This window comes from Amycolatopsis sp. CA-126428 (genome assembly GCF_002904335.1).
Lineage (GTDB): Bacteria > Actinomycetota > Actinomycetes > Mycobacteriales > Pseudonocardiaceae > Amycolatopsis.
Genome location: NZ_PPHF01000127.1, coordinates 1 through 14,403, shown reverse-complemented (window position 1 = coordinate 14,403; position 14,403 = coordinate 1). Strand labels below are relative to the sequence as shown.

General features: G+C 72.1%; 10 protein-coding genes. 8 read left to right on the top strand and 2 right to left on the bottom strand.

Annotated features, from left to right (window positions below; all coding sequences use genetic code 11):
* Positions 1-85: 85 nt before the first annotated feature.
* The 6 genes from C2L58_RS30635 to C2L58_RS30610 all read left to right on the top strand — a co-directional run bounded on the left by C2L58_RS30635 (position 86) and on the right by C2L58_RS30610 (position 8,494).
* Positions 86-763, top strand: coding sequence for a hypothetical protein (locus C2L58_RS30635; RefSeq protein ID WP_103341152.1), 678 nt, complete (start codon positions 86-88; stop codon positions 761-763).
* Between the two features lie 253 nt (positions 764-1,016).
* Entirely contained in the window at positions 1,017-2,597 is a 1,581-nt protein-coding gene (locus C2L58_RS30630; RefSeq protein WP_199191521.1) for a DNA polymerase Y family protein, read from the top strand.
* 131 nt (positions 2,598-2,728) lie between these two features.
* On the top strand, positions 2,729-3,454 hold the full coding sequence (locus C2L58_RS30625; RefSeq protein WP_103341151.1) for a dihydrofolate reductase family protein: 726 nt from the start codon (positions 2,729-2,731) through the stop codon (positions 3,452-3,454).
* Between the two features lie 14 nt (positions 3,455-3,468).
* The gene (locus C2L58_RS30620) at positions 3,469-3,831 is read left to right on the top strand and encodes a YciI family protein (RefSeq protein ID WP_103341150.1); all 363 of its coding nucleotides are present in this window, start codon (positions 3,469-3,471) and stop codon (positions 3,829-3,831) included.
* Positions 3,828-5,036, top strand: coding sequence for an RNA polymerase sigma factor (locus C2L58_RS30615; RefSeq protein WP_103341149.1), 1,209 nt, complete (start codon positions 3,828-3,830; stop codon positions 5,034-5,036). The genes C2L58_RS30620 and C2L58_RS30615 overlap by 4 nt, the downstream gene beginning before the upstream one ends.
* 131 nt (positions 5,037-5,167) lie before the next feature.
* Positions 5,168-8,494: an error-prone DNA polymerase gene (locus tag C2L58_RS30610; protein WP_199191520.1), complete on the top strand. Its 3,327-nt coding sequence runs from the start codon at positions 5,168-5,170 to the stop codon at positions 8,492-8,494.
* Between the two features lie 79 nt (positions 8,495-8,573).
* Here the strand turns inward: C2L58_RS30610 and C2L58_RS30605 are convergent, their stop codons facing one another.
* Positions 8,574-10,829 carry a tetratricopeptide repeat protein gene (locus tag C2L58_RS30605; protein ID WP_103341147.1) on the bottom strand — a complete coding sequence of 752 codons (2,256 nt, stop codon included), beginning with the start codon at positions 10,827-10,829 and terminating at the stop codon, positions 8,574-8,576.
* A 362-nt stretch (positions 10,830-11,191) separates the two neighbouring features.
* Between C2L58_RS30605 and C2L58_RS30600 the strand changes: the two genes are divergently transcribed.
* Entirely contained in the window at positions 11,192-13,225 is a 2,034-nt protein-coding gene (locus C2L58_RS30600) for a cellulose binding domain-containing protein (RefSeq protein ID WP_233226034.1), read from the top strand.
* On the opposite strand, the gene C2L58_RS30595 is transcribed toward C2L58_RS30600, so the two are convergent.
* On the bottom strand, positions 13,222-13,641 hold the full coding sequence (locus C2L58_RS30595) for an SRPBCC family protein (protein ID WP_233226033.1): 420 nt from the start codon (positions 13,639-13,641) through the stop codon (positions 13,222-13,224). The genes C2L58_RS30600 and C2L58_RS30595 overlap by 4 nt on opposite strands.
* 53 nt (positions 13,642-13,694) lie before the next feature.
* Between C2L58_RS30595 and C2L58_RS30590 the strand changes: the two genes are divergently transcribed.
* Complete coding sequence (locus C2L58_RS30590) at positions 13,695-14,111, top strand: MarR family winged helix-turn-helix transcriptional regulator (RefSeq protein WP_103341144.1); 417 nt, start codon at positions 13,695-13,697, stop codon at positions 14,109-14,111.
* Positions 14,112-14,403 lie beyond the last annotated feature (292 nt).

Sequence of the window (14,403 nt, the reverse complement as noted above, 5' to 3'; positions counted from 1 at the left end):
TGTTCGATGATTGTTCTGGGTTCGCCTGTGGCTTCCTGACGCGGGTGTCTCCGGTACGAGTACGTGGTGCTGGAGGTGAGCGGCGGTGGCGGTGCCGGAGGCGCTCACGGCCATCCCCGGGGTGCGCACGGCCGCGCAGCTGCGTGAGCCGGACGCGGGGCCGGGGGAGCTGCTGACGGTGCTGCCCGAGCTGGCCCGCCTGCTCCCCGGCGGCGGCCTGCGGCGCGGCAGCACGATCGCGGTGCGCGGAGGAACATCGCTGGTACTGGCCCTGCTCGCGGCGGCCACCCGCAACGGTTCCTGGGCGGCGGTGACCGGCCTGCCGGAGCTGGGCCTGGCCGCGGCCGCCGAACTCGGCGTCGACCTGGAGCGCCTCGCGCTGGTGCCGGACCCGGGCGCGGAGCTGGTGGCGGTGTTGTCGGCGCTGGTCGACGGGTTCGACCTGGTGGTCCTCGGCCCGGCACCGGTGTCGGACCAGACGGCCCGCCGGCTGGCGGGCCGGGTCCGCAACCGGGGAACGGTCCTGCTGACGGCGGGCGCCTGGCCGGGAGCCGACCTGGAGCTGAGGGTGACGGGCCGCCGCTGGCACGGCTTGACGCAAGACGGCCACGGCCATTTGCGCGCCCGCGACGTAGTGGCGACCAGCCGCGGCCGAGGCGCGGCGGCGCGGCCGTCGTCGGTGGGGTTGCTGCTACCCGGCCCGGAAGGAGCGCTGGCCGGCGGCGGTCTCCCCGGGCGGCGGCTGGTCGAGGTGGCCGGGTGACCTCGGCGGCGTGGTTGTGGGTGCCGGGGGTTTTGGGCCGGGTTTTCGGCTGGTCCGGGTGCGGGATGAGCGCGGTGGTCAGGCTGCGCGCGCCGGCCGGTGGGTGGTCGGGTGAGGTCGGCGGCGGTGGCCGGTGCGGTGGTGGGCGGGTTCGCTGCCCGAGCGCGGTGCCGAGGTCGCTCGTGTCGGCTGGGTCGGTGGCCGGTCGCGGGCTGAGCGGTGCACCGAGGTTGCTCGTCGCGCTGGTTGCCGGATGAGCGATGCGCCACGGTTGCTCGTGCTGTGGTGCCCGGACTGGCCGGTCGTCGCCGCCGGGGCTGCTGCCGGGACCCCGCCCACCTCTGCCGCCGCCGTTTTCTCCGCCAACCGCGTCGTGGCCTGCTCCGCTTCCGCGCGGCACCACGGTGTCGGGCGGGGGATGCGGCGCCGGGATGCGCAGTCGCGGTGTCCCGGGCTCGTGGTGCACCAGCACGATCCCGATCGGGATGCGCGGCTGTTCGAACCCGTGGCCGCCGCCGTCGAAGCGCAGGCCGTCGGGGTCGAAGTCGTCCGGCCCGGGCTGGTCGCCGTGCCCGTCGACGGGGCCGCCGGGTACTTCGGCGGGGAGGCCGCCCTCGCCGAGCTGCTCATCGACGAAGTCGCCGCCCGGGCCGGGGTCGAATGCCAGGTCGGGATCGCCGACGGGCTGTTCGCCGCCACCCTCGCCGCGCGCCGATCGGCGCTCGTCCCGCGTGGGCGGGCGCACGAATTCCTCGCGCCGCTCTCGATCGCCGAGCTGAACCAGCCCGGTGACGACCGCGGGGAGCTCGTCGACCTGCTCAAGCGGCTCGGCCTGCGCACCCTCGGTGCGTTCGGCGCGCTGACCGAACGCGATGTCGCCGGCCGCTTCCCGAAGGACGCCATCACTGCCCACCGCCTCGCGCGGGGCCTCTCCGAACGCCCGCCGCTGCGCCGCGCCCTCCCGCCGGACCTGGCGGTCACCGAAACCTTCGACGAACCCCTGCGGAGAATCGACGAAGCCGCCTTCGTCGCGAAAACCCTCGGCGAGCGCTTCTTCGCCGGGCTCGCGAACCACGGCCTCGCCTGCACGCGCCTGGCCATCGTCGCCGTCACCGAAGCCGGCGAAGAACGCGTACGCGTCTGGCGCTGCGCCGAGCCCCTCACCGCCCGGTCGACGGCCGATCGCGTGCGGTGGCAGTGCGAAGGCTGGCTCACCGCGCGGGACCGGCCCACCGCCGGCATCGTCCGGCTGCGCCTCGACCCCGAAGAGGTCGTCGGCGGCCAAGCACTGCAGCTGCAGCTCGGCTCGGTGGGCCGTGACGCCGACGCCGCCGAACGCGCCGGCCGCGCCCTGGTCCGCATCCAGGGCTTGCTGGGTCCGGACGCGGTCGTCACCCCGCTGCTGGACGGCGGCCGCGGCCCGGCCGAACGCGTCCGGCTAATCCCGTGGGGCGAGCCGCGCCGGCCGCTGGCCGCGGACCGGCCGTGGCCGGGACGGCTCCCCGCGCCCTCGCCGACGGTGGTGCCGCCCCGCCCGGTGCCGGCCGAGGTGCTCGACGCGGTCGGCGACGTCGTCCGCTGCACCACGCGCGGCGAACTCGGCTACCCGCCGTCGACGGTCGCCGTCGCCGGGGGACCGCCGCGCCGCGTCATCGGCTCGGCGGGCCCGTGGGTCGTGCACCCGGCCCTGCCCGGCCGCCGCGGCGAGCGGCCCCTCGCCCGCGTCCAGGTGGTGCTGGAGGGCGACACCGCGGAAGACGGCGACATCGCGCTCCTGCTCCGGGTCACCGTCGGGGATGATCCACGGTGGACGGTCGAAGGCTGCTACGACTGAGCGCTCGGTTCGGAATGGACCGGCGGCACTTCCCGGATTTTTTCCCCGGCACGTGTCGAGAACGCGCGATCGGCTCCGACTGGGGGTATCGGCGGCCGAACGAGGCCGCCCCCACGAGTGGAGCACGAACGATGACCAAGGTGACCGCCCAGATGTCGGTGTCCCTCGACGGCTTTTACACCGGCCCGCGGGACCCGCAGGGCAACCAGGACATGCGTGGCTGGATGCGGGGGCCCGAAGCGCCCGGCTTCTTCCGGGTCACCCGCTGGGCCGTCGACGCCATGGCCTGGCGCGAGCGGCAGGGCTTCGCCGGCGGTGAGCAGTCGATCGACTCGCGGATCGTCGAGGAGACGTTCGCCGCGGCCGGGGCCTACGTCATGGGCCGGCGCATGTTCGACGCCGGTGAGGTCCCCTGGGGCGACGAGCCGCCGTTCCGCGCCCCGGTGTTCGTCGTCACCCACCGGCCCCGGGAGGTCCTCGAACGCCAGGGTGGCACCTCCTTCACCTTCGTCACCGAAGGACCCGAGCGGGCCGTCGAGCTGGCCCGGGCCGCCGCCGGTGGCAAGGACGTGGCGGTGGCCGGTGGCGGGGAGCTCCTGCGCCAGGTGCTCGCCGCCGGGTTGCTCGACCAGCTTGAGCTGCACATCGCGCCGGTGCTGCTGGGCGAGGGCCAGCGCCTGTTCGGCCCCGGGCTCGGCCTCGGCCCGGACGACGGCATCGAGCTGGTCCCGGCCCGGGTCGTCGACGCGCCCGGCGTCACCCACCTCCGCTATACCGTCACCGGGCGGTCGAAACTGGTGCTGGACGACCGCGGGGCCAGCGGCGACCTGGTCGGACCGGCCAAGACCGGGCAGTGAGAGAGGACCGCGCCATGAAGTACATGCTGCTGATCTACGGCAACGAGGAAGCCTTCACCTCGATCGGCGCGGAGGCGCTCGCCGAGCTCATCCGCGAGACCGACGCGCTCAACCAGGAGCTGTTCGAGTCGGGCGAGCTGGTCGGCGCCTACGGCGTCGCCGACGAGGAGAACACCAAGATGGTCCGGGTCACCGGCGGGACCCCGGTGGTGACCGACGGTCCCTACGCCGAAGCCAAGGAGTTCCTGGGCAGCTTCATGATCGTCGACTGCGACGGCCTGGACCGGGCCTTGGAGATCGCGGCCCGCGCCCCGTCGGCGCGCTACTGGGGGGTCGAGGTGCGGCCGCTGATGCACGAGGCGAACGTCGGGCCGTGACCGGCTGGCAGGCCGTCCGGCGGCTGGTCCCGGAGGTGCTCGGCGTGCTGGTGCGCCGCTACGGCCCGTTCGACGCCTGCGAGGACGCCGTCCAGGAAGCGCTGGCGGCGGCCGCGGCCCAATGGCCGGTGGCGGGGTGGCCGGAGAACCCGCGGGCCTGGCTGGTGACGGTGGCGTCGCGCCGCCTCGCCGACCAGGTGCGCAGCGACGCCGCCCGCCGCCGGCGGGAGGAGGCCGATGCCCTCCGCACGCCTCCTCCCGCCGGCGGCGAGGCCGAAGCCGGTGACGACACCCTCACGTTGCTGTTCCTGTGCTGCCACCCGGCGCTGACGCCGTCGTCGCAGGTCGCGCTGACCCTGCGGGCCGTCGGCGGCCTGTCGACCGCCGAGATCGCCCGGGCCTTCCTCGTGCCCGAGGCGACCATGGCCCAGCGCATCAGCCGGGCCAAGCACCGCATCAAGGCGGCCGGAGCCGGCTTCGAACTGCCGCCGCCCGCCGAGCAGGCGGCGCGGCTCGGCGTCGTGCTCCACGTCGTCTACCTCGTCTTCAACGAGGGCTACACGGCCACGTCGGGGGCGCGGCTGGTGCGGGCCGAGCTGACGGCCGAGGCCATCCGGCTGGCCCGCGAGCTGCACCGGCTCGTCCCCGGCGACGGCGAGGTGGCCGGGCTCCTGGCCCTGCTGCTGCTGACGGACGCCCGCCGCCCGGCCCGCACCGCCCCGGACGGGTCGCTCGTGCCGCTGAGCGAGCAGGACCGGACGCTCTGGGACACCGGGGCCATCGCCGAGGGCGTGGCCCTCGTGACCGGGGCCCTGTCGAGCGGCCCGATCGGCCCGTACCAGCTCCAGGCCGCGATCGCCGCCGTCCACGACGAGGCACCCACCGCCGGAGCCACCGACTGGCGGCAGATCCTCGCCCTCTACACGGTGCTGGAGCGCGTGGCGCCCAACCCGGCGGTGACGCTCAACCGGGCGGTGGCGGTGGCCGAGGTCCACGGACCCGCGGCCGCACTCGCCCTGCTCGACGCCCTCTCCGCCGACGAACGCCTCTCCGCCTCCCACCACCTTCTGTCCGTGCGGGCCCACCTGCTGGAGCTGGCCGGCGACCACGAGGCGGCGCGCGCCGGCTACCGAGCGGCGGCCCGGCGCACCACCAGCGAACCCGAACGGCGCCACCTGCTGACCCGCGCCGCACGGCTGGGGTGACGACTGTCGCTTGTGGCCGGTCCCGGTTGACATCGGCGGCGTGCGCGTCGCAGGATCGGTCCACAGTAGTCGATCGTGTGTTCGAACAGTAGTCGCTGGCTTCCCCACAGCGAACGTGGTGGGAGCTGGTGTTGGCGTTCAACAATCCGAGCGTGCCGTGGTCCGAAGTGGAGCGGATCGCCTCCGGGCGGCCGCCCGTTCCCGGGGACGGCAACGACGCCCCGGCGTGGTCGCGCAAACGCGAAGGCTATGCCGGCGCGCCCGAAGACCTCCGGAACCGGCGCGGGCGGGACGACGGCGGGGACCGGATCCGCGCGCCCTACGCCGAGCTGCACGTCCACTCCAACTTCAGCTTCCTCGACGGCGCCAGCCACCCCGAGACCCTCGTCGAGGAGGCCGCGCGGCTCGAGCTCGACGCGCTCGTGCTCACCGACCACGACGGCATGTACGGTGCCGTGCGGTTCAACGACGCCGCGCGGGAGCTCGGGGTGCGGGTCGGCTTCGGGGCCGAACTCTCGCTCGGGCTGCCCGCGCCGCAGGCCGGGGCGCCCGATCCGGCCGGGTCGCACCTGCTCGTGATCGCCCGGCAGCAGACCGGTTACCACCGGCTGTGCCGCGTCATCTCCCGCGCCCAGCTCGCCGGCGGGGAAAAGGGGCGGCCCGTCTACGACTTCGACGAGCTGGCCGAAGAGCTGGCCGGGCACGTCGTCGTGCTCACCGGCTGCCGCAAGGGCGGGGTGCGGCGGGCGCTGGCCGAGCGCGGCCCGGCCGCCGCGCACGCCGAGCTCGCGCGGCTCGTGGACCGGTTCGGGCGCTCGCACGTCGCCGTCGAGCTGATCGACCACCGGCAGCCCCGCGACGACGCCGCCAACGACCTCCTCGCCGCGCTGGCCAAGGACCTCCGGCTGCCGACGGTCGTGTCCGGCAACGTGCACTACGCCCGTCCCGAAGACGCCGTCGTGGCGGACGCGGTCGCCGCGGTCCGGGCCCGGCGGTCGGCCGAGGACCTCGAAGGCTGGCGGCCGCCGTCGGGGCAGGCGTTCCTGCGGTCCGGGATGGAGCAGCGGCGCCGCTTCGAACGCCGCTACCCGGGCGCCGTCGGCCGGGCCGCCGTCCTGGGCGTCGAAGTGGCGTTCGACCTGCAGCTGGTCGCGCCGGACCTGCCGCCGTTCCCCGTCCCGGCCGGGCACGACGAGATGTCGTTCCTGACCGAGCTGACCCGGCAGGGCGCGGCGAAGCGCTACGGGCCGCGGGACGACAACCCGAAGGCCTACGCCCAGCTCGACCACGAACTCGCCGTCATCGAGAAGCTCGGTTTCCCCGGCTACTTCCTCGTCGTCTGGGACATCGTCCGGTTCTGCCGGGAAGCCGGCATCCTCTGCCAGGGCCGCGGATCGGCCGCGAACTCCGCGGTCTGCTACGCGCTGGAGATCTGCCACGCCGACCCGGTGAAGTGGAACCTGCTGTTCGAACGGTTCCTCGCGCCGGAGCGGGACGGGCCGCCGGACATCGACGTCGACATCGAGTCCGGCCGCCGCGAGGAAGCCATCCAGTACGTCTACGAAAAGCACGGCCGGTTCCACGCCGCCCAGGTCGCCAACGTCATCACCTACCGGGCACCCTCGGCGATCCGCGACGCCGCGAAGGCGCTCGGCCACAGCCCCGGGCAGCAGGACGCCTACGGCAAGCTCGTCGATCGCTGGGGCGGGGTCGCCGCCACGAAGCAGCAGGCGGCCGGGGCGATCCCGGACGACGTCCTCGACCTGGCGGCGCGGATCGAGGACTTCCCGCGCCACCTCGGCATCCACTCCGGCGGCATGGTGCTCTCGAAGCAGCCGGTGTCCGAAGTGGTCCCGGTCGAGTGGGCGTCCATGAAGGACCGCAGCGTCCTGCAGTGGGACAAGGACGACTGCGCCGCCGTCGGGCTGGTCAAGTTCGACCTGCTCGGCCTCGGCATGCTTTCGGCGCTGCACCACATGATCGACCTCGTCGCCGACCACCATTCGTCCACTGTGGACATCGGGAAGCTGGACCTCGCCGACCCGGCGGTGTACGACATGCTCTGCGCGGCGGACGCCGTCGGTGTGTTCCAGGTGGAATCGCGCGCCCAGCTGGCGACGTTGCCGCGGTTGCGGCCCCGGAAGTTCTACGACCTCGTCGTCGAAGTCGCCCTCATCCGCCCCGGCCCGATCCAGGGCGGCTCGGTGCACCCCTACATCCGCCGTCGCCGCGGTGACGAGGAGTGGGAACACGCGCACCCGCTGCTGGCCGCGTCCCTGGACCGCACCCTCGGGGTGCCGCTGTTCCAGGAGCAGGTGATGCAGATGGCGGTCGACGTCGCCTCGTTCACCGCCGCCGAGGCCGACCAGCTGCGGCGCGCCATGGGCGCCAAGCGGTCCAGTGCGAAGATGAAGGCCTTGATGGCGCGGTTCTTCGCCGGCTGCGCCGCGAACGGACTCGACCGGGAACTGGCCACCCGGATCTTCGAGCAGATCCACGCCTTTTCCGGGTACGGCTTCCCCGAAGCGCACTCGATGTCCTTCGCGCTGCTGGTGTACGCGTCGGCGTGGTTCAAGCACTACTACCCGGCCGCGTTCTGCGCCGGGCTGCTGCGCGCCCAGCCGATGGGCTTCTACAGCCCGCAGTCCCTGGTCGCCGACGCCCGCCGGCACGGCGTGCACATCCGCGAGCCCGACATCAACGCCAGCCTCGCCGGCGCCACCCTCGAACCGGACGCCGGCAGCACCGGCGGCGTCGCGCTCCGGCTCGGCCTCGCCGCGGTCCGCCACCTCGGCGACGACGTCGCCGATCTCCTCGTCGCCGAACGGGATGCGCACGGCCCGTACACGAGCATCGGCGACCTGACCCGCCGGGTGCCGCTGAAGAAGAACGTCGCCGAGGCCCTGGCGACGGCGGGCGCGTTCAGCGGTTTCGGCGGTGACCGGCGTCAGGACCTGTGGGCCGCCGGCGCGGCCGCGGCGACCCGGCCCGGGCACCTGCCCGGCCTCGCCCCGGGCCTCGACGCGCCCGCGCTGCCGGGGATGACCCGCCTGGAGGTGACGGCGGCGGACCTGTGGGCCACGAGCGTCTCCCCGGACAGCCACCCGGTGGAGTACCTGCGCTCGCTCCTGGACCGCCGCGGCGCGATCACCGTCGCCGAGCTCATGCGGACGGAGGACGGAACGCGCGTGTGGGTCGGCGGCGCGGTCACCCACCGCCAGCGCCCCGCGACGGCCGGCGGGATCACGTTCCTCAACCTCGAAGACGAGACGGGCATGGCCAACGTCCTCGTCTCGCCGGGCCTCTGGCAGCGGCAGCGGCTGGTCGCCCGCACGAGCGCCGCCCTGCTCGTCCGCGGGCAGGTGCAGGCCGCCGAAGGCGTCGTCACGCTCGTCGCGGACCGCATCGAAAACCTCGATCTCTCGATGCGGACGGGGCCCTCCCGCGACTTCCGTTGACTTCGGGCTCCGGGTATTCGGGCTTTTACGGTGCCGAAATCAATGGCATTTTTCCAAAGATCGTGGCACTAGTGTACCTTCAGGCGTCTGGTACATGTGCGCAATCATAACTGTATCGGGTGTCGGTCTCCGCTTCCGGCGATGGCAGTTCCGCAGCAACACCTGGCTTCGCATCCATATGCCAGCGTGCAAGTTGTTTGCGGACCTTCAGGGTATGTGGGTGGTCGGGTCCGAGTACCCGCAGTTGATCGGCGAGCAGGTTCTCGAACGCAGCTGCCGCACCTGCCGGGTCGCCGGCTTTGCCACGCCAGAAGGCGAGGTTGTGGCGAGCCTTGAAGACACTTGGATGGTCAGGCCCAAGGACACGCAGGTCATCAGCGAGTAGCTCGTCGAACGCGGCTGCTGCCCCTGCGGGGTCGCCGGCTTCGCCACGCCAACGGGCGAGGTTGTGACGCGTGGTCAGGAAATGAGGATGATCGGTAACAAGGAGTCGAAGTTGATCGCTGAGTAGTTGGTCGAAAGCAACTACCGCTCCTGCCGGGTCGCCGGCCCGGCCACGCCAGAACGCGAGGTTGTTGCGAGTAATCAGGGTGCAGGGGTGGTCGGGGCCGAGAACTCGCAGCCGGTCCGCAAGCACGTCTTCGAACGCGGCGACAGCTGCGGCCGCATCGCCAGCCTCACCAAGCCACCACGCAAGGTTGTGGCGGGTACGTAAGGTGTCAGGGTGGTCGGGGCCGAGAACCCGCAGTCGGTCCACAAGTACATCCTGGAATACGGCAACGGCTCCGGCCGCATCGCCCGCCTCACCACGCCAGCGAGCGAGGTTGTGGCCGATGGTCAGAACGTCAGGATGGTCGATGGCCATATGGCGGGCGGCGGCGTCACGGTGCGCGCCGAAGTATGTCATTGCCTCTTTGAACTGTCCTGTTGCGCCCAGACTGGTCCCTGCCCGAAGCAGGACTGGGTGGTATCCCGAGCCCCACAAATGCTCGCCAACGGCTACGTCGAGCGCGTCGGTGTTGGCCCTTAGAACCTGGCTCAGCACGGTGTCACGCTCGACCTCTGGCCATATCTGGACCAGCGCGTCCGCGGCCGTGAAAGTCACCGACACGATGCTGTCGACAGACAGGCTGTCCTGGGTGGCACGCTGCACCAACCCGTGTGCCTGCACGGCTCGCGACGCTGCCCTCGGTTCCCATGTGATCAGGCTCAGCCGTCGCAGGCATCCCAGCCCGTCCCACGCGTCATTTTCGTCGATTGGCCGCCCGGCACGCGTGCTGAGCAAGTCCAGCACCGGGGGTGCGGTGAACACCTCAGCGGGGATGCCGTTGGCATCCAGCACGCTGGCGATTTCCAGCAGTGGACGCGCCACGCCCGCCGGTGCCAGCCGGTCGGCTTGCTCGATCGACAACGACCAAGTCGCCGCCACCGTAGCCCGGTGGTCGTCCGGCAACCCATCACGGTCGGGAAACAGCGAATCCAAGCTACGTTGCCGGTCGGCCAGTCGGGCCCGGTATCGAGAGCAGGTCAGATCCCGATCGCACATGTACGCACCCGCCTGTGCGAGCGCCAACGGCAGATACCCGAGGTCCTGCGTCAACAAGGCGGATTCGTCATCCGCCAACCCCGGCTGCTCGGCCAGCAACGCCTCAAGGTAAGCCTGGGCTTCGGGCGGTGCGAACTCGCCGACCTTGATCAGTTGCCGCCCGGTGCCGCGCAGTGCCGCGTCCGCGCGCCGGGTGGTCACCACGACGAGACCGGATTGTGTGATTGGTGGCCACAAACCAGCCAGGTCAGCTTGGCTCTGGAGATCGTCGAGCACCACCAGCCAGCGCACGGGCGTGCTGGCCAGCCACTCGAGAAAACGCACCGCACTGTGTTTCGGATCTGAGTCGTCGACTCCGGTCAAGGCTGCGGCCGCGCGGGCATAGCCCGACACGATGGCGTCTACCGACCCGGCGGTCACCCAGACCAGTAGCTCGATCTCATTCGCGGACCACAACTGCTCGGCGTAGTTCACGGCGAGCTGGGTCTTGCCCACCCCACCCAGCCCGGACAACACACGGATCTGTGGCACACCGGCTGCAGTCACAGCCACGCCGTTCTCGTACTCGGACGGCGACGTAAGCACTTGGAGCGCCGAGCGGTTCTGGAAGAACCGGGTTCGTGGCGGCACGACTCCGATCCGGTGCGGCAGTGTGACCGCGGACCGGACCGGGTGATGGTGGGTATGCAGCCCACCGTGGACCGTGTGCGCCTGTACCACGGTTCCTTGCACATCGCCGGCCACAGTGTTGGCGAAGTCCGGTTCCGGCAAGCCGAAATGGTGACGCATCGGTCCAGTATCACGCGCCACGGCTCAGACCGGCGTGGGGATCAACCCATGTGCCCCGAACGGCGGAGCCGACGTGTAAACCCTCAACGTGGCTGAGGAGATGTCACGCGTCCTGAGACCTACATCGGGCTTGGGCTTCGGGTCGCATCGATGACTCCCGCGTCGATCGAGGGGCGTGCGGGTCGGTGGGCCGGCTCTCGGAGTTTCGAATGAGTCGATCGCGACCCGGGGCTGTGGTGTGGTGCCGTCGATGCGGACCGGGCCCTCCCGCGACTTCCGTTGACTTCGGGCTTCCCCGGTGGTTCTCTCCTGAGAGCGCTCCCAGTCATCCGTTCGTGCCCGACGAAGTGAGGATGGACTTCATGACAGCTCGACGTCTGCGCTGGGCAGCGTGGCCGGTGATCGCCGTGCTTGCCGCGGCGGTGCCGGCGGCCGGTAGCGCCGGGGCGGCGACCACGCCCACGGCGACCGTCACCGTCAACGCCCGAGCCGGGCTGGCCACCGTGCCGGACACCGGGATCGGCATCAACCACGCGGTCTGGGACAGCCAGCTGGGCACCGACCAGGTGGCCGACCTGTTCGGCGCCGCCGGTGTCCGCACCATGCGGTACCCCGGTGGTTCCTACGGCGACATCTACCACTGGAAGGACAACACCGCGCCGGGCGGGTACGTGGCGCCGAACACCGATTTCGACACCTTCATGGGCGGTGTGCGCAGAGCCGGGGCGCAGCCGATCGTCATCGCCAACTACGGCACCGGCACGCCGGCGGAAGCCGCGGACTGGGTGCGGTACGCCAACGTGACCAAGGGTTACGGCGTCAAGTACTGGGAAATCGGCAACGAGCTCTACGGGAACGGGCACTACGGGGCGAACTGGGAAGCCGACAACCACGCGGACAAGAGCCCCACCGCCTACGCCGACGGCGTGGTCGCCTACGCCGACGCGATGAAGGCCGCCGACCCGGGCGTCAAGATCGGGGCCGTGCTGACGACCCCGGCGAACTGGCCGGACGGCATCGTCGGCGCCGGGGACACGGCCACCTGGAACCAGACCGTGCTCTCGATCGCGGGCCCGCACATCGACTTCGTCATCCTGCACTGGTACCCGAGCGGCTCGACGGCGGCGGAAGCCCTCACCAAGCCGGAGCAGATCACCGACATGATCTACCTGGCGCGCGAGCAGATCACGCGGTACGCGGGCGCGAACTCCGGCCGGATCGGCATCTCGATGACCGAAACCAACACGCCGGTCGGCATGGACACCCAGCCCGGCGCCCTGTTCGCCGCCGACACCTACAGCTCGCTGCTGGAGAACGGCGTGTTCACCGTCGACTGGTGGGACACGCACAACGGCGGGACGAAACTGTCCACTGTGGCCGGTTATCCGGACTACGGCGACTCCGGCCTGCTCTCCAGCGCGACCTGCCTCGAGGACGGCGCCTGCGAGCCCGCGCTCAACACCCCGTTCGCGCCCTACTACGGGTTGAAGATGCTGAGCACCTTCGCGCGCCCGGGTGACCAGTACGTCCGGGCCGCCGCGGACGACCCGCTCGTCGGCGCGCACGCCGTCCGTCGGCCGAACGGCGACCTCGCCGTGCTGCTGCTCAACAAGGACCCCGACCAGGCCAGGGCGGTGACGCTGGACTACGCGGGCTATACCCCGGCGGCCGCCGCGCCGCAGGTGTTCACCTTCACCAACGGCGCGACGGCGATCAGCAGCGCCACGACCGGCACGAGCACAGCCCAGACGTTGCCGCCGTATTCGCTCACCACCGTGGTGCTGCACCCGGCGGCCGCCGGGGCCGGCGGGCCCGGCACACCCGGGCAGCCGGCCGGCACGGCGACCGACCGGACCGCGAAGATCAGCTGGCCCGCGGCCGCGCCCGGCGCCCACCCGATCGCGAAGTACGAGGTCTACCGCCAGGTGGGCGCGGTGAGCGAGCAGTGGGGCGAGACGACCGGGACGTCGCTCGACGTCGCGAACCTCGTGCCGGGCAGCCGGTACACGGTCAACGTGCTGGCGCGGGACACGGCCGGGAACGTGTCCGCGGCCTCCCCGCCGTTGACGTTCACGACCGGCGCGCCGGCGGCGAGCAGCTGCACGGTCCGGCTGACCGACACCACCGACTGGGCGAGCGGCTTCGTCGGCGCCATCCACGTCACCGGCACCGGTGTGGTGGGGGACTGGACCCTGACGTTCGGCTGGCCGACCGCGCGGCAGCGGCTCACCGGCGGCTGGAGCGGCACCTGGGCCCAGAACGGCACGACGGTGACGGTCTCGTCGTCGGCCCCGCCGGCGGCGGGGGTGGACGTCGGGTTCACGGCCGACTACAGCGGGCCGAACATCCTGCCGGCGGCGTTCACCCTCAACGGCGTCCTCTGCGCGGCGGGCTAGCGTCCGGACTCGACGCGATCGCGCACAGCCCGCAGTTCTTCCCCGACGACCACCATCTGCGCGTCGACCGCCGCCGGGTCGGTGCCGTCGGGGAAGAACAGGCTGAAGATCAGCTCGGCGCCGGTCAGGTTCGGCACCACACGGGTGAACAGGCCGAGGTGCGGGGCATCGGCGCTGACGACGTCGACGACGCCGTGGTCGGCCGCGACCCGCACGGCCACCCGCTGCGGGCCGCCTTCGGTCTGGACGCGCCAGATGTCGTCGTGGTCGTGGTCGACCGCGCTGGCGAACCCCGGCGCCCACTCGGGGAAGTGCCGCGGATCGGCCAGGTATTCGACGACCCGCGCGGGCGGGGCGGCGACGGAGATGGTGCGGGTTTCGGCCCGTCCCGGTGTCGTGGAGCTCATGCGTGTCATACGGAAAACGATACGCAGCTGCGTACGATCTGTCCACGCGTAAAATTCTGCGGGTGAACGAGGACGACGATCTCGGAGCCCTCTGCGCCGGGGCGGGCCGCGTCCTGGCCGAGGCCGAGCGGCCGGTGCTGGAGCGGCACGGTCTCTCGATGTGGCAGTACGTCGTGCTGTCGGCGCTGGCCGCCGGAGCGGCGCCGAGCCAGCTGGTGCTGGCCCAGCAGATCCGCTACGACAAGACCCGTTTGATCGCCCTGCTCGACGCGCTCGAAGCGGAGGGCCTGGTGGCCCGCGACCCGGACCCGGCCGACCGCCGCGCCCGGGTGGTCCGCCTGACACCGGAGGGAACCCGCCGGCACGCGGCGGTCCGGGCCGCGATCCGCGAGGTGGAGGAGCGGAAGCTGGCGGGGCTGCCGCCGGAGGCCCGGCAGCTGCTGCGGGTGGCCTTGGCCCACTTGGCCAATTCGGGCTGACCGCGGCGGGTGCCGGGCCGCTCACGTCGGTCCGGCCGTCGGACCACCCGGTGATCGCAGGGGCGGGGCACTTCCTGCAGGAGGCAAGGTTCGTGCGGGACCGAGCTGAGCAGCCCCCGATTTCCACGCTAGCGGAGGGCACCGACAAAACCGGCGGCCTCCGCAGGCGCTGTCCACAGGCCTTGTCCGGCCGGCGGCCGGGAGCGCAAGCTGGCCAACGACGTCACCAGACCTCCCCCGCCCCTCATCCCAGCCTTCCCTTCAGCCGCCGGTCGGGTTTGTCAAGGCACGC